The organism is Catelliglobosispora koreensis DSM 44566 (assembly GCF_000379685.1).
GTDB lineage: Bacteria > Actinomycetota > Actinomycetes > Mycobacteriales > Micromonosporaceae > Catelliglobosispora > Catelliglobosispora koreensis.
In genome coordinates, this window is record NZ_KB903289.1 from 373797 (window position 1) to 395985 (window position 22189).

The 22189-nt window shown below is 65.0% G+C and carries 21 protein-coding genes and 1 pseudogene; 14 read left to right on the forward strand and 8 right to left on the reverse strand.

From position 1 onward, the window contains the following. Positions 1-32: 32 nt before the first annotated feature. Positions 33-1004, forward strand: coding sequence for a LysR family transcriptional regulator (locus tag A3E1_RS0129780; protein ID WP_020524464.1), 972 nt, complete (start codon positions 33-35; stop codon positions 1002-1004). A 43-nt stretch (positions 1005-1047) separates the two neighbouring features. Then, positions 1048-2538: a S1 family peptidase gene (locus A3E1_RS0129785; RefSeq protein WP_020524465.1), complete on the forward strand. Its 1491-nt coding sequence runs from the start codon at positions 1048-1050 to the stop codon at positions 2536-2538. Here A3E1_RS0129785 and A3E1_RS0129790 read toward each other — a convergent pair. Further along, positions 2523-2996 carry an Lrp/AsnC family transcriptional regulator gene (locus A3E1_RS0129790; RefSeq protein WP_020524466.1) on the reverse strand — a complete coding sequence of 158 codons (474 nt, stop codon included), beginning with the start codon at positions 2994-2996 and terminating at the stop codon, positions 2523-2525. The genes A3E1_RS0129785 and A3E1_RS0129790 overlap by 16 nt on opposite strands. Positions 2997-3070: 74 nt before the next feature. Here A3E1_RS0129790 and A3E1_RS0129795 point away from each other — a divergent pair, with 74 nt between their 5' ends. Together A3E1_RS0129795 and A3E1_RS0129800 are read left to right on the forward strand one after the other, a co-directional pair. Beyond that, the gene (locus tag A3E1_RS0129795) at positions 3071-4264 is read left to right on the forward strand and encodes a trans-sulfuration enzyme family protein (protein WP_026208975.1); all 1194 of its coding nucleotides are present in this window, start codon (positions 3071-3073) and stop codon (positions 4262-4264) included. A 13-nt stretch (positions 4265-4277) separates the two neighbouring features. Further along, positions 4278-4613 (forward strand): MmcQ/YjbR family DNA-binding protein, encoded by a 336-nt coding sequence (locus A3E1_RS0129800; RefSeq protein ID WP_020524468.1) that lies wholly within the window; start codon positions 4278-4280, stop codon positions 4611-4613. On the opposite strand, the gene A3E1_RS0129805 is transcribed toward A3E1_RS0129800, so the two are convergent. Together A3E1_RS0129805 and A3E1_RS0129810 are read right to left on the reverse strand one after the other, a co-directional pair. Beyond that, a complete protein-coding gene (locus A3E1_RS0129805; protein ID WP_020524469.1) occupies positions 4610-5074 on the reverse strand; it encodes a hypothetical protein in 465 nt (154 codons plus the stop codon). The two genes, A3E1_RS0129800 and A3E1_RS0129805, sit on opposite strands and share 4 nt — an antisense overlap. 10 nt (positions 5075-5084) lie before the next feature. Then, positions 5085-5495 (reverse strand): DUF3224 domain-containing protein, encoded by a 411-nt coding sequence (locus tag A3E1_RS0129810; RefSeq protein ID WP_020524470.1) that lies wholly within the window; start codon positions 5493-5495, stop codon positions 5085-5087. 187 nt (positions 5496-5682) lie between these two features. Between A3E1_RS0129810 and A3E1_RS42805 the strand changes: the two genes are divergently transcribed. Then, complete coding sequence (locus A3E1_RS42805; RefSeq protein ID WP_020524471.1) at positions 5683-6096, forward strand: winged helix-turn-helix domain-containing protein; 414 nt, start codon at positions 5683-5685, stop codon at positions 6094-6096. On the opposite strand, the gene A3E1_RS0129820 is transcribed toward A3E1_RS42805, so the two are convergent. Then, complete coding sequence (locus A3E1_RS0129820; RefSeq protein ID WP_020524472.1) at positions 6093-7442, reverse strand: condensation domain-containing protein; 1350 nt, start codon at positions 7440-7442, stop codon at positions 6093-6095. The genes A3E1_RS42805 and A3E1_RS0129820 overlap by 4 nt on opposite strands. 123 nt (positions 7443-7565) lie before the next feature. Here A3E1_RS0129820 and A3E1_RS48615 point away from each other — a divergent pair, with 123 nt between their 5' ends. Both A3E1_RS48615 and A3E1_RS0129830 read left to right on the forward strand, forming a co-directional pair. Next, positions 7566-9884: a cellulose binding domain-containing protein gene (locus A3E1_RS48615; protein ID WP_083929701.1), complete on the forward strand. Its 2319-nt coding sequence runs from the start codon at positions 7566-7568 to the stop codon at positions 9882-9884. 45 nt (positions 9885-9929) lie between these two features. Then, positions 9930-10739, forward strand: a complete 810-nt coding sequence (locus A3E1_RS0129830; protein ID WP_020524474.1) for an NAD-dependent epimerase/dehydratase family protein — start codon at positions 9930-9932, stop codon at positions 10737-10739. Between the two features lie 54 nt (positions 10740-10793). On the opposite strand, the gene A3E1_RS0129835 is transcribed toward A3E1_RS0129830, so the two are convergent. Next, the gene (locus A3E1_RS0129835) at positions 10794-11618 is read right to left on the reverse strand and encodes an IclR family transcriptional regulator (RefSeq protein ID WP_020524475.1); all 825 of its coding nucleotides are present in this window, start codon (positions 11616-11618) and stop codon (positions 10794-10796) included. Between the two features lie 81 nt (positions 11619-11699). On the opposite strand from A3E1_RS0129835, the gene A3E1_RS0129840 reads away from it, so the two are divergent. From A3E1_RS0129840 to A3E1_RS0129855, 4 genes are all read left to right on the forward strand, one after another. Next, positions 11700-13034: a sugar ABC transporter substrate-binding protein gene (locus tag A3E1_RS0129840; RefSeq protein WP_020524476.1), complete on the forward strand. Its 1335-nt coding sequence runs from the start codon at positions 11700-11702 to the stop codon at positions 13032-13034. 11 nt (positions 13035-13045) lie between these two features. Then, positions 13046-13906 (forward strand): carbohydrate ABC transporter permease, encoded by an 861-nt coding sequence (locus A3E1_RS42815; protein ID WP_020524477.1) that lies wholly within the window; start codon positions 13046-13048, stop codon positions 13904-13906. Then, positions 13903-14766: a carbohydrate ABC transporter permease gene (locus A3E1_RS0129850; RefSeq protein WP_020524478.1), complete on the forward strand. Its 864-nt coding sequence runs from the start codon at positions 13903-13905 to the stop codon at positions 14764-14766. Before A3E1_RS42815 ends, A3E1_RS0129850 begins: the two co-directional genes overlap by 4 nt. 64 nt (positions 14767-14830) lie before the next feature. Beyond that, positions 14831-17392, forward strand: a complete 2562-nt coding sequence (locus A3E1_RS0129855; protein WP_020524479.1) for a BTAD domain-containing putative transcriptional regulator — start codon at positions 14831-14833, stop codon at positions 17390-17392. 3 nt (positions 17393-17395) lie between these two features. On the opposite strand, the gene A3E1_RS0129860 is transcribed toward A3E1_RS0129855, so the two are convergent. Beyond that, positions 17396-18199, reverse strand: coding sequence for a hypothetical protein (locus A3E1_RS0129860; RefSeq protein ID WP_157631805.1), 804 nt, complete (start codon positions 18197-18199; stop codon positions 17396-17398). 97 nt (positions 18200-18296) lie between these two features. Here A3E1_RS0129860 and A3E1_RS0129865 point away from each other — a divergent pair, with 97 nt between their 5' ends. After that, positions 18297-19142 (forward strand): hypothetical protein, encoded by an 846-nt coding sequence (locus A3E1_RS0129865; protein ID WP_157631806.1) that lies wholly within the window; start codon positions 18297-18299, stop codon positions 19140-19142. Positions 19143-19168: 26 nt separating this feature from the next. On the opposite strand, the gene A3E1_RS0129870 is transcribed toward A3E1_RS0129865, so the two are convergent. After that, positions 19169-19798, reverse strand: coding sequence for a M23 family metallopeptidase (locus A3E1_RS0129870; RefSeq protein ID WP_040392236.1), 630 nt, complete (start codon positions 19796-19798; stop codon positions 19169-19171). Positions 19799-19952: 154 nt separating this feature from the next. Between A3E1_RS0129870 and A3E1_RS48620 the strand changes: the two are divergent. Both A3E1_RS48620 and A3E1_RS0129880 read left to right on the forward strand, forming a co-directional pair. After that, a pseudogene (locus A3E1_RS48620) lies at positions 19953-20495 on the forward strand (M23 family metallopeptidase); the annotation flags it as partial. Positions 20496-20818: 323 nt separating this feature from the next. Then, positions 20819-21259, forward strand: a complete 441-nt coding sequence (locus A3E1_RS0129880; protein WP_020524484.1) for a VOC family protein — start codon at positions 20819-20821, stop codon at positions 21257-21259. Positions 21260-21268: 9 nt separating this feature from the next. On the opposite strand, the gene A3E1_RS0129885 is transcribed toward A3E1_RS0129880, so the two are convergent. Next, positions 21269-22189: a DNA polymerase domain-containing protein gene (locus A3E1_RS0129885; protein WP_020524485.1), complete on the reverse strand. Its 921-nt coding sequence runs from the start codon at positions 22187-22189 to the stop codon at positions 21269-21271.

A 22189-nucleotide genomic window follows, 5' to 3' on the forward strand; every position in this document is an offset into this window, starting at 1 on the left:
GTAAAATCCACCCGGGATCGCCCGGGAGGCATATGAACCTTGAGCTGCGTCATCTCAGGGTGGTTTGCGCCATCGCCGACACGGGCAGTGTCACCAAGGCGGCGGCGCTGCTCGGGCTCGCCCAGCCCGCGCTAACCGCACAATTGCAGCGCATTGAACGCACTCTTGGCGGCCCGTTGTTCGAACGCAATCGTCGCGGCACGACCCCTACGGCGCTCGGTGAACTCGTGCTGGCACGAGCCCGCGTGGTGTTGCCGGCGATGAAAGGGCTGCAAGACGATGCGGCGCGGTTCGCTGGCGCGAACGAGACGCCGAGCCGTTACCGCATTGGCGCCTCAAACGGTCCCATCCTCGGCGGGATGATGACACGGCTGGCCGAGGAGCACCCCACCGCGATGATTTCGCCTTACTCATCGTGGTCAGTGGACGAACTCAGTGACATGGTGCTGGCCGGGCGGCTCGATTTCTGTGTCGCTGGCTCATGCGGGGACACCGTCCCCGGTACGCCCAATGATGGTTTGATCTGGAAAGAAATCGGCATCGATCCGGTCTTCATCATTTTGCCGTCGTGGCACGAGTTCGCGGACCGGGAAGAGATCCGGCTCGGCGAGCTGGCCGACGCGTTGTGGGTGGCCACACCAGGCGATGGGTGTTTCGGCGACTGCTTCGCCGCGGCTTGCGCGCGAGAGGGTTTCGCCCCTAAGACGCTCTATGAAGTGGATGTCAGCGGCTGCATCGACATCGTCCAAAGTGGACACGCGCTCGGGCTGTGCCAAGGAACGTTCCGCCAGGTCAACGGGCTGGTGACCGTCCCGATCACGGGCACTCCGCTACGCTGGCGGCATTTGCTGGGCTGGCATCCATCCGGTCCGGCCGCTAGCTTCGCATCGATAGCCGTGGCTCATGCCGTCGCCGCCTACCGGGACACCGCCGGGCGCAATCCGGTCTACAGCCAGTGGCTGAAGCGCAACCCAGGGTTTGGCCCGCCGGATGATATGACCTAAACGGTATCTATGAACATCGCTTTAACATCGATACTTTCCCGGCATGGATCGACAAATTCGAATTGCGACGCTGGTCGCGGTCACCACCGCCGGACTAGTCGCCGCGGTGACGATTCCGGCGCTGGCAGGGCAGCGCCCGGGCGGATCCGCTCAGCCGGGGATCCCGGCCGACATTTCGCCCCAGGTTGTTGAGGCGCTGAAACGTGATCTGAAGCTGGACGGAGCAGCTGTGGCCGCTCGCCTCGCCAGCGAGGCCAAGGCAGCCAAAGCGGATCACCAACTGCGCAAGACTCTCAAGGACAGCTATGGTGGAGCCTGGCTTTCGCCGGACGCTACCAAGTTCACCATCGCTGTCACCGACGCCGCTCAAGCCGCCGAAGTGGCCAAGACGGGTGCCGAGGCCAAGGTAGTTTCACGCAGCCTCGCCCAGCTCGACGCCATCAAGGACGGCCTGGATGGGCTGGCGGCCAAGGCCCCCAAGACCATTCCTGGCTGGTACGTCGACGTTGCCAGTAACCAGGTCGTGGTGCTGGCCCGCTCGAAGACCGACGCGGCAGAGTTCGTCAAGCTCGCCAAGGCCGACCCGTCGGCTGTCCGGATTGAACAGTCGAACGAAGACCCACGCCCGTTCATCGATGTCATCGGCGGCAACGCTTATTACATCGGCAGTGGCACCCGGTGTTCGGTTGGCTTCTCGGTCAACGGTGGCTTCGTCACGGCCGGTCACTGTGGCAGCAACGGTGCCACCACGACGCAGCCCAGTGGTCAGTTCGCCGGATCCTCCTTCCCCGGCAACGACTACGCGTGGGTGCGCGTTAACGCTGGCAACACGCCACGCGGCCTGGTGAACAACTACGCCGGTGGCACCGTTGCCGTCGCGGGTTCGACCGACGCCGCGATTGGCGCCTCGGTTTGCCGCTCCGGTTCGACGACCGGCTGGCACTGCGGGACGATTCAGGCCCGCAACGCCTCCGTCACCTATCCACAAGGGACGGTCAGCGGCCTCATCCGCACCAACGTTTGCGCCGAGCCAGGCGACTCGGGTGGTTCGCTCATCGCGGGCAACCAGGCTCAGGGGGTCACCTCCGGTGGATCGGGCAACTGCTCCTCAGGGGGTACTACGTACTTCCAGCCCGTCAACGAAATCCTTCAGGTCTACAGCCTGACGCTGGTGACCAGTGGCGGAACACCGCCCACGACCCCGCCGACCACGCCACCGACCGGGTGCTCGGGCCACGAGTTCACGGTTGGCGGATCCCTGTCCAGTGGCGGCAGCGCTTACCAGCCGAACAACAGCTACTACTACTCGTCCGCCTCCGGCACCCACCGCGCTTGCGTGGTCGGCCCCTCCGGCACGGACTTCGACCTGTACCTGCAAAAGTGGAACGGCAGCGCCTGGGCGAACGTCGCCTCTGGCACGACACCGTCCAACCAGGAAACGGTTAGCTACAACGGAACGGCCGGTTACTACCGCTACCGCGTGCTCGCCTACAGCGGCGGCGGCAACTACACGCTCGGCTACTCCAACCCGTAAGGCCCATAGGGCTCTGTCGCCCACTTGTGAACGTGACTGAAGATCAGGTGCGTTTGCAGGTGGGCGACTTCGCGCCGTGAGGTGAAGCCGTCGAGCAGCAGCCGCTGCAGATGCGCGGCATCGCGGACCGCCACCTGAACGAGAAAGTCATCCGGCCCCGCGACGTGCGACAGTGCCACTGTCTCCGGCAGCTTCAGGGTGTAGGCGATGAACGGATCGACCACTTCACGGGTGTGCGGCCGGATGCGGACCGCGATGAACGCGAGCAACGGCCGGCCCAGCGAGCCCAGGTCCACATCAGCGTGAAACCCGCGCAGGACACCACGGGCTTTCAGCGAGCGGACCCGTTCGAGGCACGTCGATGGCGCGAGATTGACCTTGGACGCTAGGTCTTTGTTGGAGATCCGTGCGTCGTTCTGTAACTCGCGCACGATGGCGGCGTCCACCGAATCGAGCATGTGATTCTCCCTTCCAGCCCGAATTATATGCGGATCATGAACCTGGATCCGGAATGATGACCGATGCTGCCGCCATGACGCACGCATTCGCGACGCAGGCCGTGCACGCCGGCCGGGCCGATCTGGCTTTCCTCGGGATACACGCTCCGCCGCTGGACTTGTCGACCACGTACCCGATCCCGGATCAGGCACTGGGCGGCCAGGCGCTCGCGGAGTTCGCCGATGGCGCGGCGACGGCGGCTTCTCCTGTTTACTCCCGTCTGCACAACCCGACCGTTGCCCGGTTCGAGGACGCTTTGGCCCAGCTTGAGCAGTGCGAAGCGGCGGTCGCGTTCTCCTCTGGCATGGCCGCGATCACGGCTGTGTTCCAGGCCGCGTGCATGATGACGGGCAAGCGGCACGTGGTCGCGGTTAGGCCTATCTATGGCGGAACCGACCACCTGCTCGCGTCCGGATTGCTTGGCCTGGAAGTCACCTGGGCCGGGCAAGACGAAGTCGCGGCCGCGATCCGGCCGGACACCGGGCTGGTTTTCATCGAGAGCCCGGGCAACCCGACCCTGACCCTGACCGACATCGCGACCGTCGTCATTCAGGCCGGCCAGGTGCCCGTCGCCGTCGACAACACTTTCGCCACACCGGTGTTGCAGAACCCGGCTCAGCTCGGCGCCGCCTATGTGATTCACTCGGGCACGAAATACCTTGGCGGGCATGGCGATGTGCTTGCCGGTGTGGTCGCGTGTGTCGAACACCGCGCGGCACCGTTGCGGCAGTTGCGCATCCTGACCGGTGCTGTGCTCCACCCGCTGTCCGGCTATCTGCTGCACCGCGGGCTGCCGACGCTGGCATTGCGGGTCAACGCGGCACAGGCCACGGCCGCAAGCCTGGCTGTTCGCCTGGCGGTCCACTCGGCAGTGTCCAAAGTTCACTATCCCGGCCTGCCTGGTGCCGACGCGCGTGGACTCGTTGGGCGCCAGATGCGCGGGCCAGGGGCGATGATCGCCTTCGAGGTACTCGGGGACCCGGCCGTGATGGTCAAGGCGCTGGAGCTGATCACTCCGGCGGTCAGTCTCGGGTCGGTGGACAGTTTGATAGAGCACCCGGCCGGTCTGACGCACCGTCTCGTGGACGAGGCGGGCAAGGACACGGGTGGCATCACGCCTAACCTGCTGCGCATGTCGGTCGGGCTGGAGGACGTAAGCGACCTGTGGCGCGATCTCGATCAGGCCCTGCTGGCCTCGCGCGTGCGGGAGAGTGTCGTAGCCGTGTGAGAGGGTGCCCGGCATGGGGATGAAGATGGCGGCCTTTATCAAGCTGGCTGAGTCTTTGCCGGAGACGCAACTGCGGGTCGCGGGGGAATACCGGTCTTTGCGCGTGCGTGGCAAGGCGTTCTGTTATCTGTCCGATGACGACACTCGCGTGACCCTCAAGGCCACCAGGGAAGAGCAAGAGGCCACGGTGGCAAGCGATCCCGCGACGTTCAGCCCAGCCTGGGCCGGTGGCCAGTTCGCCTGGATCCGGGTCAACCTCGCGAAAGTCGACCGGGGCGAGCTCGAAGAACTGCTCGACGCCGCCTGGCGGCTGTCGGCTCCGAAACGTCTGGCAGCCGCCCACCGCTAGGGCGGCTCCTTCAGGCCCATCTCGGCGAGCAGTGCTTTGACGGTTTGCGCCCGTTGCAGAAACGGCCAGTTGTCCCACTGCTCGTGCGACAACGGCGGCACGTCAGCCATCCACTCCTCGCCGGTGAACTTCGGCGCTGCGGTCCGTTTCTTGCCGCACTCCGGGCACCCCGGCAGACCGTCAAGCACGAACGGCTCGCCGTGCGGGTCCTTGTCACTGATCGCCGAAATCACCTGACGGACTACGACTCCCCGCTCATAGGTCTCCTGCGGGCCAAGGTAGTTGCTGACCAGCATGCTGACTTCGTCGAAGACCGGATCGCTGAAGGAGTCGAGCACCGCGACTTCGCCACGCCTCGTGACGCCGAGGAACGTTCCATAGAAGAAGGAGAGGTCGGCCCACGGCAGGAAGTATTCGGTTTGGCATGACCTGCACCGGTGCCGGTACCGCTGCAAACGCATAAGGGCGAGTCTATGAGCCGGCGCGGATTCTCAGGGTGACGCGAGCACCGTGCTCGTCGTGGGCATAGGTGATTTCGCCTGAAAGGCCTGCTAGCCCTGCCGTTCCCGTCCCGGCGACGATGCGGCCGAAGGTGAATGGCTCGGAGGTTCCGTCGTCAATGCCGCCGTGCTGAAAGACGATCGTCCCGGCGCGACCGTTGATGGTTCCACTAAATCGTTCTGAGGCAACGTATCCCCGCCCCTCAGCTGAACCCGCTGTGAGGACTTCCGCTACGCTCGTGCCTTCGAGGTCGCCGTGAAACGCTTTGCTCACCGTCGCTCTGGCCATCGGTGGGCTGCTTTCTGGTGCGTCATAGACGGTTTCGTCCCAGGCCGTGATGTCAAAAGTGCCCGTGAGCACGTGTTCAGTCATGTCCGTCATGCCAAAGAGCGTATGAATCCTATGTAAGGCTGTATTGAACATTTACGCCTGGGGAGAGCGGGCGCGCACACTATCTGTTTATGATCGGTAGCGGGGAGCGATATACATCACCCGGAAGTTACCGCGAAGTATGTGCAATTATGAATTAAGGTGATAACTCTCCAGAAAGGAGAGTTCGTTGCGTTCTGTGACCCTCAGCGTGACCGTGACCGGCCCCGAAGAGGCTCTGGCTCAGCTAGCCAGAAGTCTTGGGGCAACTACGCTCGATGTCGTTGCCCAACCGGGCGCCGAGCAGATTTCTAAGGCGGAGTGTCCAATCCGGATAAACACCGGCAGCAGGACAGTCGAAGCCGACGGGGACGAAATCGTCACGACGAAACGCGAATTCGACCTGCTCCTGTTCTTGGCCCGGCACCCGGGCAAGGCGTTCACGCGCCAGCAGATCATGGACAGCGTCTGGGGCCATCAGCGCAGCGGCGAGCGGACGGTCGACGTGCACATCCGGCGGCTCAGGACCAAGCTAGGCGACTGGCAGCACCACGTCGAAACGGTCCACGGCTTCGGCTATCGCCTGGCCGTGGGATCCGTCAGCATCGGTTAGGCGTCAAGAGCCGCCTCGACCGTCACCGCTTCTAGTTCCCGCGCACAGGACTCAATGTGGGCCGGGGACAGATAACGCGTGTCCGCCCACAGGGCGAAGTAGACGGCGGGCTGCTCTCGCTCGGCCTCATTTAGCCGCCCCGGGACATTCGCGTCCGGAGCGGAGTCGACCTGCAGGTAGAAGCGTCCATCGAAGGTGGGCTGCTTACGGTCCCAGCGCACGACGGTGCGGCTCATCGCGTCCCGGATCTCCGTCACGGCCGGCAACACCGGTGGCAACGGTTCGGGAGTCCTGCGGTCGTTGATGAAACACGAGATATCGAACTCGCCTCCGTTGTCCTGAGCCAGCTTGGCGAGCAGCGCCGCGCGGGCATAGGGGTCGTGGTATCCGTGCAGGGTTCCGGCTGTGGCCGCTTTCCATGAACGGGCAACTACTTCGTTGAACCTACATCCACTCGTGTCAATGACGCAAACGCCGGGTTGTGATAACTGCGCCACAGCGTCACGGAATCCGGGCCGGAACCTGTTGCTCACCACCACTTGCAGCACACTGATGTCCTGGCCGGTGACCCGGGCCAGCGCGACCGCGCAAGCGGCCAGCAGCACGTGGGAGGTGTCGGTTCCGGTGCGGGCGGCGATGACCTGAAGCGCAAGGTGCATGGCCGGTGAGTAGCAGAAGATCTCCCAGAACCGTTGCTCTTGCTCATCTCCGGTGGCACGGGCGGGCTCATGGCGTACCCGCTGAAGCTGATTTTCCCAATAGCGCAAGGACTTCTGGCTCTGACGGTGCCCGGCCGGGCTGGCCTGGACCGCGGCAAGGCTGAGCGGCCGGGTGCCCTGCGCGGGCTGACCGCTGCCTAACAACGCCAGATCCCTGACGAGAGCGGCGATGCCGAACCCATCCACCATCACATGGCTGTACTGAACGGCCAGATGCGTCAGCACACCATCGCGCCGGACCACACCCCAGCGCACGGGCCAGTCGCTCGAAAGCGAAAACGGGGCCGTCTCGAATCCGGACCGCATCGCCTCAGCGGCCGCCGCTGGATCGTCCTCGGCGTCCACTATCCAAAGCGGAACCTCGCCCGAAGCGGCGACCTCTTGCTGAGGCAGCGCCGCCTCAGCAGAAAACCGTAGCCTGGTCCGCAACGCCTGATGGCGGCTCACGAGGAACCGCAGCATGCCCGTGACCTCGTCGAGCCGCAGTCCGGCGGAAAGCTCCACCGCGCCACCGATATTCAGCGTTCGTCCTGTTCGCTGCATGGTCCACCAGATTTCCTTTTGCCCCCACGTCATGTCGCTGACGCCTGAGCCTTCCCCGTGAAACGGCACCAGAATCTCGTTCACGCCATGAGTGTCCTATCGCGATGGTGATCTTCCGGAAGCGCTCCCACCATTCACATATATAGACGCCGTGTCAGTTTGAAGACGGCTATTGACCAGATGGACGGGTGTCAGCAAACTGGCGGCATGACAACGCCCTTCCGTCCCCTCCGGCTGATAAGTGGTGTTACGGCAGCACTTGTCGTGGCTGGAGCGTTAACCGTCGCGAGCCAGGGATCAGCGCCTGTCATCGCGCCCGCGGCGGCACTGACCACATTGGACCTTTCCGCCGCCAACCGCCGCGCCCCGGTCGCTGGCCTCTACGACTGGTCCAAGGCTGGTTTCCGTGGCGGAGCCAATCTGCCCGGGGCCAGCGACGTGAATCCCAACGCGGCCTGCCAGATCACCGCCGCTGAACTGGCCAGCCAATTTGGAGTCACCGCCAACGACGGCGCCGACGACTCCACTGGCCTGCAATCCGCGATCGACAACATCCGTACGAACTGCTCCCCCAGCGCTAGCTACACCAAGCTTTCCCTGATCACGTTCCCCGCTGGGACGCTGAATGTCTCGCGGCAGCTCGGTGTGGACGCCGATTACCTGATCCTGCGTGGAGCGGGCAACGGGGCCGGCGGCACGCAGATCGTGTTCCGCCCTGACGCGAACACCCGCTACGACGCCCTGACTCCCGATGGCTCCGATTGGGACGAAGACGGCATGACCTCGGGTTCGGCCAAGGGCGGCTGGATCTGGCCCGGCCGTGGACTGTTCCGCGTGCAGTCGCGCGGTGTGCACACGAGCTACGCCAGTGAATACGCGGCGGCTCCGGCCAACCGCAAGGACCTGTTCGAAGGCACCGTGAACGTGCACTGGAAAGCCGGGCTGAAGCTGCGCGGCAAGCCCGGCGACACCGCTTTCGCGGCCCGCACCGGGGACACTGTCGTCCACTTGGCGACCAGTGGATCGCTGGCCAACTTCACCGTCGGCGGCCTGGTGAACATCCGTGGGGCCAACTCGCTGAACTTCTACGCCACGCAGGACATCACGCCGGCTGACGGGACGTTGCAGAACATCCATATGCGGCAACAGATCTTCACCATCGCGGCCGTTGACGCCACCAACCGCACCGTGACGCTCGACAAGCCGCTGGAATTCGACGTTCCGGTCACGTCCACTTCGGACGGCTCGGCGGCGATCGACGGGGTGGTCTACGACTCCAAGGCCTCCCCGCTCGTGGACCCCGTGCTGGGCGTGGGTTTTGAGAACTTCGCTTTCACGCAAGACATGCCAGGGCTCAGCCGGCCCTTGTCGGTCAACAACTACGGCAACATGTCACCGGCCGACGAGATGCACGGGATCGTGTTCAAGTGGGCCGCCAATTCGTGGGTACGCGGGATCCGCGCCGAGATGACAGGATCACATCCGATCGTGACCGAGGAGGCCTACCGCCTCCAGATCGTCGACAATTACCTCGACGGCTCGTGGAACAAAGGCAAGGGCGGCAACGGCTACTTCCGCGGTTCCCGGGTCTGGGATTCGCTCTATGCCGGAAACGTCAGCCGCAACCTGCGTCACTTCACGTTCCAGTGGTCGGCCAGCGGCAATGTCGTGATTGGCAATGACTTCGACTCCGACCTCAACCTGCACGGGGGCTGGGAGCGGCACAACCTGTTCGAGAACAACACGGTGACCGTCCCGTTCGCTCACCGTTCCGGCAACTGCCTGTCGAACTGTGGCGAGGAAGGCGGCGGTGCCCCGGACAGCTCGACGTGGTTCCCCATCTGGTGGGGCGCGGGTAAGAAGGCCGTGAAGTGGTCGGGATCGAGCGGCCCGCGCAACGTCTTCTTCCGCAACACCATGACCAAGCAGGTGACCGCGGGCGCGGCCTATACCCCTTACTACGCCGACCTTCAGCGGATCTACCAGTTCGGCTGGAACGGCACGGGGTGGAAACACCTTGATGTCAACGGAACCCCGATCCCCGACTGGGCGAGCCGGGAGCAACTGAACTACACCGGCGGGCACGGCGTGGACGCGACGCGCACAGACGCGGCACCATCCTTGTTCCTCAAGACGCTGACGCCCGGGTCGCCTTCTCCGACACCGACAGTTACCGCCACCGCGTCGCCATCGGCTTCGCCGTCGGTATCACCGAGTCCGACGGGCAGCGGGTGCTTGAGCGTGCGCACGGTTCAGACTTCAGCGTGGAGCAGTGGGTATGGCATGGATGTGTTCATCAAGAACAACTGCGCCACGAAGACGCTCACGTGGACGGTCCAATTTGACCTGCCCGCTGGCACCACGGTGTCGAGCAGTTGGTCGTCGGTGCGAACCGTTGCGGGACAGCACTATACGTTCAAGAACGTCTCGTACAACGGCGACATCAATCCTGGGCAGGAAGAGGACTTCGGGTTCAACGCTTCCGGGCTGGGGCAGCCGATCGCCATCCACGTATCTGGACAATAAACTTCATCTTGGCTAGATGACGGGCATGTGACTAAGCTCAGACGCATGCAGCGAATCTTGGTGACCGGCGGGGCAGGGAAAGTGGCGACCCTGCTCCGCTCCGGTCTTGCCCGGCCGGACCGGGTTCTGCGGCTCCTCGACGTCGTAGAGCCCAAACCCCTGGAAAACGCAGGCACCGAAGAGACCGTCATTGGTTCTCTCACCGACGCGGCGACGCTCGCCAAGGCGCTCGAAGGGGTGGACGCGATCGTCCACTTAGGTGGGCAGAGCCGCGAGTCCGACGCGCGCGATGTGCTGGAAGCCAACATGTTTGGCACCTACCTGTTGCTCGAAGCGGCCCGGGTGGCGGGCATCAACCGCATGGTGCTGGCGTCGTCGAATCACGCGGCCGGTTTCCACACGCGCGGCGACGAGCCGCTTCCCGCAGGTTTGCCGGGCCGCCCGGACACGATCTATGGCTGGAGCAAAGTGGCCATGGAAGCGTGCGGCCAGCTTTATGCCGACCGGTTCGGCATGGACATCATCTGCCTGCGGATCGGTCTGTGGTTTCCCAAGCCCCCAGGGCTGCGGGGCCTGGCGATGTGGCTGTCCCCCGCTGATGGCAACCGTCTCGTCGAGGCCTGCCTGTCGGCACCCTCGCCCGGGTTCCGGATCGTCTGGGGTATCAGCCGCAACACCCGCCGCTGGTGGTCGCTGGCCGAAGGCGAGGCGATCGGCTACTACCCGCAAGACGACGCGGAAGGTTTCGCCGACGAGCTGATTGCCGAGCACGGGGAGCCCGACTTCCGGGCCGATCCCGTGCTCACGCGCGTGGGCGGGCAGTGGTGCGACATTCCGCTTGGTGTCCCGTATTAACCGGCCGGCGGCGCGCCGCGTGCGATGCCGCCGGGTCCGTGCCGCGAAACGTCGCTAGCGAATCCCGTTGCGGCGCAGCGTGCTGGCCAGAGCGGTCGTGTGATCGACGACCGCTTTGGCGACGCGGGCGATCTCGGCTTCGGTGGCCGCGGCGACCGGCATGGAGCAGCTGATCGCGTCGGTCGCGGGAATCCGGTAGTGCACGGATGCCGCGACACAGGCCACGCCTTCAGTGCCTTGCTCCCGCTCCAGTGACCAGCCGCGGTCGCGGATCACGGCCAGCTCTTTGTGCAGCTTGGCCTTGTCCGTAATCGTATGCGGGGTAAAGGATTCCAGCTTCGATGGCAGGATCTTGTCGACCTCTTCGGTAGTCAGCTCCGCCAGCATCGCCTGGCCCAGGGCCGTCAGGTGCGCGGGCAGCCGCCGCCCGACCCGGGAAACGACTCGCACCGCGTCGCGCGATTCACGGCTCGCTAGATAGAGGACATGCGCGTCGTCGCGGCGGGCGAAGTGGACGGTGTACCCGGTTTCCGCGCGCAAGTCTTCCAGTGCTTCCAAAGCATGAGGGATGGCCGGATCCCGGTCCAGATAAGCCGTTCCCGAGAGCAGCGCGTGCGGCCCGAGCCCAAAGGCCGAACCACTCTCATCGGCCTCCACCCACTTGAGTTCCCGCAACGTGCGGACTAGCGCATGCAGACTGCTGCGCGGATAGCCCATACGTTCTTGAAGCTCAGACAGCGTTAGCCGGGTCGGCGACGCGGCGAGCGTCTCCAGGATCCGCACGGTCCGTTCGGCTGACTTAACCGGCGAGATGTCCGCCTGCGTTTCGCGCATGGGTTCACCGTCCACGAGAAGTGTTTCGGGAGTGTTGACGGCCATGATAGCGGACGCTACTTTGTCGTTGCACCGCTGTCACATTAGAAGATTTCGTCCACATACGTAGACAGGAGGCAGCAACCGATGCTCAGTCGACCAGCGGCCAAGCTCGCAGCTGCACTGGTGACCGCCCTCGCGCTCGCAGGCACGTCCGCCTGTGGCTCCGACCCGGCCGCCCCGGCCGGTGACCCAACCGCACCGATCGAGATCTGGGTGCGCAAACCTCCCGGCTCCAACACCGAGAAGACACACGTCGCGCTAGCCGCCAAGTTCACCGAGAAGACCGGCATCAAGGCCAACGTGACGGCGCTCTTCGATGACTTTGAGACCAAGCTCCAGCAGGCCGCGGCGCAGAAGAAACTGCCTGACATCGTCGTCAACGACACGGCTCAGCTGGGTACCCTCGTGAAACAGGGTTTGGTGCGCGATGTGGAACAGTCCAAAATCGACGGTTCCGGCGATCTGACGCCTGCCGCCTGGGACGCGGCGAAGGGTGCTGACGGCAAGTTCTATGCCGTGCCCTTCTCGGCGCAATCGTTCGCCTTGTTCATCCGCAAGGACTGGCGCGAGAAGCTGGGGGCTCCGCTGCCGTCCACGTGGGACCAGCTCGACGAGCTGGCCACCTCCTTTACTACCAAGGACCCTGACGGCAACGGCAAACCCGACACCTATGGGTACGTGATTCCCGGCTCCACCAAGCGGGGATACCTCGACTGGTACTTCTCCAGCTTCCTGTGGGCAGCCGGAGGCGACTACTTCAGCGGCAAGACGGGCAGTCTCAGCCCGGCGATCAGCTCCACGCCGTCAGTGGCGGCGGCACAGTGGCTCAAAGACCAGTTCTGCACGGACAAGAGTGTCGTGCCTGGAGCGATCACGTCAGAGACCACTCAGGCGCACCCCATGTTCGAGACCGGCAAGGGCGGCATCTACTTCACCGGCCCCTACAACATGGCGCGGTTCGACAAGAGCCTCGGCAAGGACAAGTACGAGGTTGTCGCGCTGCCCGCGGGCCCCGGCGGCAAGTCAGCGTCACTGGCCGAAGGCGAGAACGTCTACCTGATGGCAGGGTCGAAAAACCCTGAGGGACAAGAGAAATTCGCCGAGTACCTGATTGGCGTCGACGGGCAGACGATCGGCATGGCGGCTGACACCGACGGCAACGTGGTGCGGCTGCCCGTGAACAAGAACGTCGACTTGGCGAAGGTCCGCGCGGACAAGCGCTGGCTCGTGTTCGACAAGGTTTACAAGGACGCTGGGCGCTACAACCCGGTCGTTCCGGAGTGGACGCCGTTCCGCCAGGCCTCGGCCGAGGCCCTGAGCGCCATCGTCGCCAATTGCGGCTCAGACACCAAGGGCGAGCTGACGAAACTCGCTGACAAATTCGCCGCCGAGCTCAAGAAGCAAGGCACGGGTTCTTGAAATCCAAACTCATGACGCGCACCACGCCGTGGCTGTTCCTGGCCCCGGCGCTGGTGCTCTTCGCCGCTTTCAAGTTCACGCCGATGTGGCGTGCGATCGAGATGAGTTTCCACGAGGTCCGGCCCTACCTCGGTGACCGCTGGGTCGGCTGGGCGAATTACCAGCAGGTCGCGACCGACGAGGACTTCCTCGCCGCGATCGGGCAGACCATCGTCCTGGCTCTGGGGCAGACCGCGGGGTCAATCATCATCGGCCTCGCCTTGGCTCTGCTGCTCGAAGGCAGCGCCCGGCAGCTCTGGATCGTGCGCACAGCGGTCTTCCTGCCCACGGTGGCCGCGATGGCTGTCGTGGCTGAGGTGTGGCGCATCCTTTACTACCCCGCGCCCGACGGGACGATGAACACCATCCTCGGCTGGCTCGGCGCGGGACCGTCGCAGTTCCTCAACGGTGAGGACAGCTCACTGCTTTCCGTTATGGCCGTTGGCATTTGGCGGGGCGCTCCGTACGACATGATGATCTTCCTGGCGGGCCTGGCGGGCGTGGACCGCACCCTTTACGAGGCCTCGGCTGCCGACGGGGCTGGAATCTTCCGGCGGATTTGGCACGTGACCCTGCCGTCGCTGCGGCCGGTGTTCGCGATCCTGTTCACGCTCGCGGCCATTCGTGGCTTGCGGGTGTTCACTGAAGTCTTCCTGCTCACCAACGGCGGGCCGAACGGATCGACCGAAGTGCTGATGACGCTGATCTACAAGCTCGGGCTGGAACGCGGTGAGCTGGGTGTCGCGGCCGCCGGGTCGATGATCCTGTTGCTAGCCACCGTTTTGCTGACGCTCGCGGTGCAGTTCAGCCGCGCGAGAGGACAGAAGCGATGAGAGCTGGTCGCGCTGAAGCGCTGGAAACCGCCCTGGGGCTGCACACGTTACGGTCGCGGTGGGCGCGGCTGGGCAAGTGGGTCCTTTATGGACTGCTGGTCATGGTGTTCGCCGGGCCGTTGCTGGCGCTGCTGGTCAGCTCGTTCACCCGGGTTACCGACCCGACGTCGCTGACTCTGTGGCCTTCAGAGCCCACTTTGGACAACTTCCGGGCCGCGTTCGAACGCGATGTGCTGCTGTATCTGGGCAACTCCTTCATCGTCGTGGGTGGAGGGTTGCTGCTGCAGATCGCGGTCAGCATCTCGGCCGCCTATGCCTTGGCACGCAAGAAGTTTCCCGGACTGCGGCTGGTCTTCCTGCTCATCCTGAGCACCATGATGCTGCCCGAAGAGGTCTTGGCGATCCCGCTATCGCTGGTGCTCTCGGATCTCAATCTGGTCGGCTCCCTGTTCGGCATGATCATCCCGGTGGGGGCCTGGGCGTTTTCCGTCCTCGTCATGGCGGAATTCATGAAGGAGATCCCGATGGAGCTGGAAGAGGCCGCCCGGCTGGACGGCGCGGGAGATCTGCGCATCTTCTGGTCGGTCGTGCTTCCCTTGTGCCGCCCCGCTCTTGGCGTCATCGGCATCTTCGGCTTCACGATGATCTGGGATCAGTACCTGCTGCCCCTGCTCGTGGCCACCGATGCCCAGCAGTTCACGCTGCCGCTGGCGCTGCGCACGCTGCGCTCCGATGAGGAAGTCGGCATTGGCGTGCTGCTCGCCTCGGCCTTGCTCGCCATGCTGCCCAGCGTCATCGCGTTCATCGCCATGCAGCGGCAGTTCATGCGCGGCCTGACGTCAGGAGCCGTCAAGGGCTGAGCCCGCCCTGTCGGCTTTCCAGTGTTCCGTTGTCCCCACGCGGGCCGGCACCCACGCTTAACGCATGGTGCCGGCCCTCCCCCCTGATCTAGCCGACCAAGTGCAAGAACTAACCGCGGACTGGCCTGAACTCGCCGAGATCGCCTCCGGCTTGCTGACCGCGCACGAGACGCCGCTGCCGCTGCTGGCCTGGCTCACCGCCGCTGACAGCCCGGTAACGGCCTATGTGGACCAGCACGTGCTCGCCTGCCTGTCACCGTCGGCCCGGCGCCTGCTCGACGATGTGGCCGGCTTATCGCCCATCAGCCCCGGCCTCGCTGAGGCACTCGGCCACGAGGGCGCGCTCGTTCAGGAACTGATCACGGCTGGAGTGCTGCGCCGTGGCGCGGTGGTTCCGGTGATCGCGCGCCTTTGCCAGGACCGATGTCAGGCGAGCCCGCCGCTATCGCTCGCGGCTTCGTGGTACCAGCAAAGGGGTTTGACCGCCCCGGCTTTGAGAACCTTCGCGCTGGCCGGCGACCTCGTCCAATGTGGACAGCTGCTCGACACACATGGCGCCAAGCTGCTGTCCCAAGGGCACGCGGCGCTGGTGGCCGAAACCCTGGCCCGTCTGGCCCCTGGCGACCGCACGCGCGCCAGGCAATTGCTCCTCGGCGACGCGCTGCGCACGTTAGGCGCTCCGTTGAAAGCCGCACAGGCCTATGCCGTCGTGGCCGACGCCGAGCCGGTGTGGGACATGGCTCTGGCCTGGCGAATGGGGCAGATTCACTATCATCGGGGCGACTCGCTGGCGGCGCTTGAGGCCTTCGGCCGCGCACCGGACAACGTCGCGGCCACCGCGGACTCGGCCATGCTGCTGGCGTGGAAAGCCTCAGCCCAGCTGCAGTTAGGCAGGGTGGCCGAGGCGACGCGAAGCGCGACTATCGCTTGTGGACACGCGGTGACCTCGGGAGAGCCCGCAGCGGAAGCGACCGCTTACATCAGTTTGGCGTTGTGTCACAGTGTCGCGGGCAATGCCGCCGACGCTGACGAATTGCTGGGCCAGGCGTTCGCTATCGCCGAAGAGTCCGGCGACATCGTCATCAGGTCGCGGGTGCTGACGACCCAAACATTCCGGCTCATCGGGCAGGCCCGGTTTCCGGAAGCCCTTGAGTCCGCCCGGCGGACACGGCAATGCGCGACGGCGGCTGGCCATTCCAACATGCGCCTCGTGGCTGTACACAACGAGGCCGACATCTTGATGATGCTCGGCCGCTTCGATGACGCGATCCGTGAATACCAGCGGGCGCAAGCGTTTTCAGCCCGCATGGGCTCGCGCCGCAACGCTGCCGCGCAAGCTGGGCTCGCCGAGGTCTACCGCCAGCGCGGCTGGACGCAGCAGGCCCGGTCCGCGTTCGAAGCGGCGATCGCGCTAGCCGAGCAGACCGGCCAGCGGGATATCCACATTGGAGCGCTCGCCGGGCTAGCACGAGCGCACCTGGCCGAAGATCTCACCGCCGCGGCGACGGTGGCGGAGCAGGCGGTCGAGCTCGCCTCCGGCCGCCTTCTGGTACAGGCTCTGGTCGCCAAGGGCTGGGTCGCCCTGCGAGCAGGAGACCCGGCCGCGGCGGCCGCGATCGCCGAGGAAAGCACCACGATCGCGCGCGACGAGGGTTACGCCGTCGGGCTAGCCGAGTGTCTGGAGTTGCGGGCCGCGAGCGAGACCGAGGTGAAGCGCGCACGGTCAGCTTTGCGGGAAGCACTGGCTATATGGACCGCTGCCGGATGCGCCGTGCACGCCGCCCGCGTGCAGTCCAGCATGGGTGCGCTCGCGTACGCCAGCGCCGACGAGCGATTCGCGTCCTTGATGGCCGCGGAAGTGCTGGCGACGGCCGGAATCCCCGGGCACGACAAGGACGCGAGCACCGTCGAGATTAGAGCGTTCGGGCGCTTCGAAGTCTGGCTGAGCGGAGAGGTGGTGCCGCCGGCACAGTGGCAGTCCCGCAAGGCACGCGACCTGCTGCGCATACTGGTCGCCCGCCGTGGACGGCCGGTGCCGCGCGGCGAGCTATCGGAGCTGCTGTGGCCAGATGACGATCCGTCGCGTACGGGGCACCGGCTGTCCGTGCTGCTATCGATCATTCGCGGGGTGCTCGATCCGTCCCGCGCCTACCCGGCCGACCACTTCCTGGCCGCGGATCAGTCGTGCCTGCGGCTGCAGATCGCTCACCTGCACATCGATGTCGAGAACTTTCTCGGCGACACCGCGCACGGCCGGCGGCTGTGGGACAAAGGCTTGCCCGGTGAGGCGACCCGGCTGCTGTCTGTCGCCGTTCAGGCCTACCGGGCCGATGTGTTCGATGACGACCCTTACGCGGAGTGGGCGAGCGCGCTACGGGAGGAGGCCCGTGCCGCCTACCTGTCGGCGTTGCGGTTGCTGGCCTGGGGAGAACGTAAGCAGGGCAACGTCGCCGCCACGGTCGGGCATCTCCTGCGACTGCTGGCCATGGACCCCTATGACGAGGCCGCACATCTTGACCTCATCGACGCCCTCGCGGCCAGCGGTCAGCACGGGGAAGCCAAACGCGCGCAAGGCCGCTATGAGCAAGCCATGCGCGCGATTGGGGTCCAGCCGTCGCTGGCCTGACGTTTAGTACCAGTGGCCGATGCAGGTGCTGAAGACGACCGTGTCCCAGTCATCGGCTGACTCCACCCGCAGCGCGATGCCTTGCGGCAGCACAGGTTTGAAGGCGCGGGCCTGGAAGGCGTCGAGAGTCGCGTTTGGGGTGAAGCCGTCAACGAATGCGGTGTCGTCGCGGATGAGAATGCCGCCGCCGAAGATGGCACTGCCCCAGTCGTAGTTGATGTCGCTTGGCTTACCGGCGATGGCCAGTTTGCTCTGGCTAGCGTCCAAAGCGGACACAGCCGGGGTTCGCTGCTGGCTCTGCATCCGCTCACCGCAGATCGCGAACGCCGCGACGTCGGCCGTCGCGCTCACCTCAGTGGCCGCCAGGGTCGGCACGATGCCACGCACAACGCCCGCGCTCAGCATCTGGAACCCGGAACTGTAAACGATGTCAGTGCCTTCGCAGCCAACGGACGCTGACCCGGAACCCATGGCGGCACGGCGGTAGGGTCCGGCCGGCCCGCAAACCGCACGGGCGCCCAGGACCCAGTCCCCGCTGCCACCCGGCCGTTGCCGCGCCGACACGGTTACCGATGACAGATCCGCGCTCGGCACCACTCCCATGAGGATCTGCCCACCCGGATAGGTCCAGCCACCGGCCCCGTAAACCACTCTGTCGCCGGGGCACAAGGCGGTCACTGTCTTGTTTAGCTGCGCGTTAGCGAGACTGGTCTCGTCTTGGACCCAGGACGGCAGCGGAGCCGCCTGCGCTGGTGCGGGCACGACTAGGAGGGCCAAGAAGGCGGCTGCCGCGGTCAGTATTCGCATGTGCCCGATCATCGGCCCACCCGTCACGGTGGCGTCATGGTGAGCGCGCTGACCGTTCCGTGATGGCGCCATGACCACCTCACGGACCCTTCGCGGCATGACACACAAACTCGCCGCCCGGTTCGCCGCGCTGCTTGCCCTCGCCAGTTCGGCGGTCGTGATCAGCACGGTGACGCCGGCACACGCCCTCGTTGGCCTCTACCGGGTCGACAACATCAGTGCCGCGAATGGCACCTCTCCGAAGAACGTCTCCGTCAGCTGCACCGCCGGCGACGACATGCTCAGCGTCGGCGGGCGCATCAACAACGGCGCCGGCGACGTGGTGCTCACGCGCGCCTACTTCGATCCAACCGGGACAGTGGCGACCGCTTCGGGCATCGAAGCGATAGCGACCGCCGCCGCGTGGAGTGTGGAAGTGTTCGCCGTGTGCGCACCTGCCGGCGCCTTGACGAACCGCAGCATCGTGCAAATCACGTCCGCCTTCAACAACAGCGACAAGACCGAAACCGCGGTCTGCCCGGCCGGGGACAACATCGTCGGTGGCGGATACCTCCTCGACAACGCGTTCGGCAATGTTTCCATCGATGAGGTGGAATACAATGCGGCGCTCACCTCGCTCAGCGTGACAGCCTACGACAACGCCGCCGTGGGCAACTACACGCTGACCGTGCAGGCCGTTTGCGCCGACCCTTTGACACGGTCGCTGCAGACGTCGCTGTCGGCGAGCAATTCCATCTCACCCAAGACGATGACGACCCCGGCGTGCCCTGCCGGAACTGAGGTTTCCGCGGTAGGCACCGAGATCAACGGGGCGCTGGGCGCGGCATCGATCGCGACCCTGAACCCACGGCCACAGCTGACAGCGGGCGAGTCAGTCGTCCGGGAAGTCGGCAACTTCGGCGGCAACTGGACCTCAAGGGTGATGGCGATCTGCGTCGGCTAACAGATGGCCACTGCCCCGGCCGGTGCTCACTTACGGGCGCCGGCCGGGCAGTTGTTGCTCTTCAGCTTGAGGGTGTACTCGCGATCGTCAGTCGTGATGCCCGATGGCTGACCGTCGAAATAGGTCTCCATCTTTTCCCAGCCGCGGCGCTGTTCGTAATGCAAGTGCGGAAACCCGGAGTTACCGGTGCTGCCGAGGCGGCCGATCTGCTGACCCTGAACGACTTTCTGCCCCTCCGTCACCAGCGGCGGTTCCAGGAGATGCAGGTACTGCGTCTGCCACTTGCCGCCGTGGTCGATCTTCACCAGGTAACCACCGCCGCGTCCCTTTGGGCCGTTCGGGTTGTCAGGCGTGCGGCCGCCAACCGAGCCGTTGACTCCCGCTTCCGACACCGTGCCATCGAAGGAAGCCAGCACGGGCCGGCCCCAGCCTTCCCCTTCGGTGGGATAGAAGTCCACGTCGAAGTCATCGTGGCCGGGATAGGTGCTCAGCTGCCAGGTCTCGCCACAGGCGACCGGGAGCTGAAACAGCGGCCGCGGGCCGGGCGGCAGCAACATCGGCACGACGATGAACGCGGCCGTGATCACGACGGCGGCGGTGGCAAATGCCAGCACGAGAAGGATGGCGCGCTTGCGGGTGGTCACCCGCCCGAGCATGGCAGACGCTGTCAACCACGCTCCCACCACCAGGCTCTCCAAATAGGAGGACGGGGCATGTTTCACCCATAGCCGAAGCTGTCCGGCATCGATATGTGTGCACCCTTAGGTTGTCGCCAAGCGCAAACGCTCCAGTTATGGAAAGGACACCCCCATGCGCGCTTGGCGAAGTTTTGCCGCCGTCCTTCTGTCGGTCGCCGCCTCCGCGGTGGCGGTCGTGGTCAGCCCACCGGCGGCCATGGCGGCACCCAACTTCAAAGCCCCGTTCGCTTGCGGACAACGCTGGACCTACAGCCATCACAGCGCTGAAGTGCGGCTGGCCCTCGACTTTGTCCGCAACGACGGTGGCACCACCAATCTGAGCCCGGTGCTCGCGTCCGCTTCCGGGACGGCATACCGGTACTACCAGGCTGGTGGCGCGGGGAACTACATCGTCATCGAGCACGGCGGCGGCTGGAAGACGTACTACTTCCATCTCGCCGGCTACTCGGTTGGGCACGGCCAGGCCGTGTCGCAGGGGCAGCAGATCGGCACGACTGGGTCCACTGGAAACTCCAGCGGACCGCACATCCACTACGAGCAGCTCTACAACGGGGTCGGCCAGACCATCCACATCAATGGCGTGTCGCTGGCTCCCTATCCCGGTTCCTACGGCCAGAAGGCGATCACCAGTGACAACGGTTGTGGTGGTGGCACCAACTTCTGGACTTGGGGAAGTGGCGTGCGCGTGCGCTCCGACGCCCGGCTGGCCGCGCCTGTGGTCGCCACGCTAGCGGGGCCGACCTATGTACGCGTGATCTGCCAGAAGCAAGGTGACTGGGTCAACGCCGAGGGTTACAGCAACAACTGGTGGTCCAAGCTCGCCTCACCGGCAGGCTTCATCACCAACATCTACATCGACCATCCGGCGGCGCAGCTCCCGGGCGTTCCCCTCTGCTAGAAATATTCTTTGGCCGGGTTGTCGAATCCCGTCTCGCTCGTTCGACGAAGGTATAGGAAGCCCTAGAAGAGGAGCATGAGATGTCCAAGGTGAAGCCATTCCTGTGGTTCGACAACCAGGCCGAAGAAGCAGCGAACCTGTACGTGACGCTGATCAAGAACTCTCGTGTCACCAGCGCCAACCCCATGGTGGTCACGTTCGAACTCGACGGCGTGGAATACATGGCCCTCAATGGCGGGCCGCACTACCAGCCCAATGAGGCCTTCTCGCTATTCGTCGACTGCACGGGACAGGAAGAAGTCGACGAGCTATGGGACCGTCTCACCGCCGACGGCGGTCAGCCTGGTGAATGTGGCTGGCTAAAGGACAAATTTGGCGTGTCGTGGCAGATCATTCCGCGCCAGCTGATGGAACTAATGAACGACCCCGATCCCGCCAAGGCCGGCGCCGTGCAGCAGGCCATGCTGAAAATGAGCAAGATCGACGTCAAGGCGCTGGAGGACGCGCACGCCTCAGCGTGACGATTCGGATCAGGTGCGGCGGGCACGCGCCCGCCGCTTCCCTTCGTGCATGGCGGCCACCCGCGCGATCGGGATCGTGTGGCCTTCGGCGACTAGGTCGGCCGGAAGACGTTGTGGCTCAGGCATTTGCTCCGCCCACGGATCCTTGCCGTCAAGAAGGGCGGGGACATTGCGGACGGTGAAATCCGCTGGCGTGATGCCGTCGAGGTTGTCCCACCCGGCCGGGAACGAGACCGGCAACCCTGGCCGCAACCGTGGGCTGTAGGCGGCGATCACAGTGTTGCCCGCCGCCCGCGTCGAATCCAGGAACACCTTGCCGTGCCGGTCTTCCAGCAGGAACGCGGTCGTGGCCACTTCGGGGTCAAGCCGCTCGGCACGCGCGCCGACGGCACGGGTCGCGGCGGCGACGTCTTCGATGGGGGCGGGCTCAATGGGTACGAAGATGTGAAGTCCTTTGGCACCACTGGTTTTCACCGCGCCGTCGAGCCCGCACTGCCGCAAGGCTTCGCGCACGAGCCGGGCCCCGGCCACCGCGACCGAGAAATCGCCGCCTTCCGGCGGGTCGATATCCATGATCAGGTGCGTTTGGTGCCCACTTAGCGGGATCAATGCCGTGTGGTATTCCACCGCCCGCTGATTGGCGAACCACAGCAGGGTCCGGTGATCGTTGCAAAGGGCGTAACGGACCTCACGCTGGGAACTGTCAGCCCACAGTTTCACCGAAGCCACCCACTCGGGCGTGTATTTCGGCAAGTTCTTCTGCATGAAGGGACCCTGCCCCCGCAGGATCCGCACCACCGTCAGCGGCCTGTCACGCAGGACCGGCAACAGCTGCGGGTGCATGGCGTCGAGGTATTCGACGAGATCGCGTTTGGTGGCCCCTTCGAATAGTGGCTGATCGAGATTCGTCAGGGTGACGTCTTCGCTCAC

What these genes read in the sequence shown, in the direction of transcription:
- A3E1_RS0129860 (WP_157631805.1), bottom strand. Translation starts at nt 18,199, where the DNA reads ATGCGAATACTGACCGCGGCAGCCGCCTTCTTGGCCCTCCTAGTCGTG.
- A3E1_RS0129805 (WP_020524469.1), bottom strand. Translation starts at nt 5,074, where the DNA reads ATGCGTTTGCAGCGGTACCGGCACCGGTGCAGGTCATGCCAAACCGAA.
- A3E1_RS0129850 (WP_020524478.1), top strand. Translation starts at nt 13,903, where the DNA reads ATGAGAGCTGGTCGCGCTGAAGCGCTGGAAACCGCCCTGGGGCTGCAC.
- A3E1_RS0129865 (WP_157631806.1), top strand. Translation starts at nt 18,297, where the DNA reads ATGACACACAAACTCGCCGCCCGGTTCGCCGCGCTGCTTGCCCTCGCC.
- A3E1_RS0129840 (WP_020524476.1), top strand. Translation starts at nt 11,700, where the DNA reads ATGCTCAGTCGACCAGCGGCCAAGCTCGCAGCTGCACTGGTGACCGCC.
- A3E1_RS0129880 (WP_020524484.1), top strand. Translation starts at nt 20,819, where the DNA reads ATGTCCAAGGTGAAGCCATTCCTGTGGTTCGACAACCAGGCCGAAGAA.
- A3E1_RS0129790 (WP_020524466.1), bottom strand. Translation starts at nt 2,996, where the DNA reads ATGCTCGATTCGGTGGACGCCGCCATCGTGCGCGAGTTACAGAACGAC.
- A3E1_RS0129870 (WP_040392236.1), bottom strand. Translation starts at nt 19,798, where the DNA reads ATGCTCGGGCGGGTGACCACCCGCAAGCGCGCCATCCTTCTCGTGCTG.
- A3E1_RS0129800 (WP_020524468.1), top strand. Translation starts at nt 4,278, where the DNA reads ATGGGGATGAAGATGGCGGCCTTTATCAAGCTGGCTGAGTCTTTGCCG.
- A3E1_RS0129855 (WP_020524479.1), top strand. Translation starts at nt 14,831, where the DNA reads ATGGTGCCGGCCCTCCCCCCTGATCTAGCCGACCAAGTGCAAGAACTA.
- A3E1_RS42815 (WP_020524477.1), top strand. Translation starts at nt 13,046, where the DNA reads ATGACGCGCACCACGCCGTGGCTGTTCCTGGCCCCGGCGCTGGTGCTC.
- A3E1_RS0129810 (WP_020524470.1), bottom strand. Translation starts at nt 5,495, where the DNA reads ATGACGGACATGACTGAACACGTGCTCACGGGCACTTTTGACATCACG.
- A3E1_RS0129795 (WP_026208975.1), top strand. Translation starts at nt 3,071, where the DNA reads ATGACGCACGCATTCGCGACGCAGGCCGTGCACGCCGGCCGGGCCGAT.
- A3E1_RS0129830 (WP_020524474.1), top strand. Translation starts at nt 9,930, where the DNA reads ATGCAGCGAATCTTGGTGACCGGCGGGGCAGGGAAAGTGGCGACCCTG.
- A3E1_RS0129835 (WP_020524475.1), bottom strand. Translation starts at nt 11,618, where the DNA reads ATGGCCGTCAACACTCCCGAAACACTTCTCGTGGACGGTGAACCCATG.
- A3E1_RS0129780 (WP_020524464.1), top strand. Translation starts at nt 33, where the DNA reads ATGAACCTTGAGCTGCGTCATCTCAGGGTGGTTTGCGCCATCGCCGAC.
- A3E1_RS0129785 (WP_020524465.1), top strand. Translation starts at nt 1,048, where the DNA reads ATGGATCGACAAATTCGAATTGCGACGCTGGTCGCGGTCACCACCGCC.
- A3E1_RS48615 (WP_083929701.1), top strand. Translation starts at nt 7,566, where the DNA reads ATGACAACGCCCTTCCGTCCCCTCCGGCTGATAAGTGGTGTTACGGCA.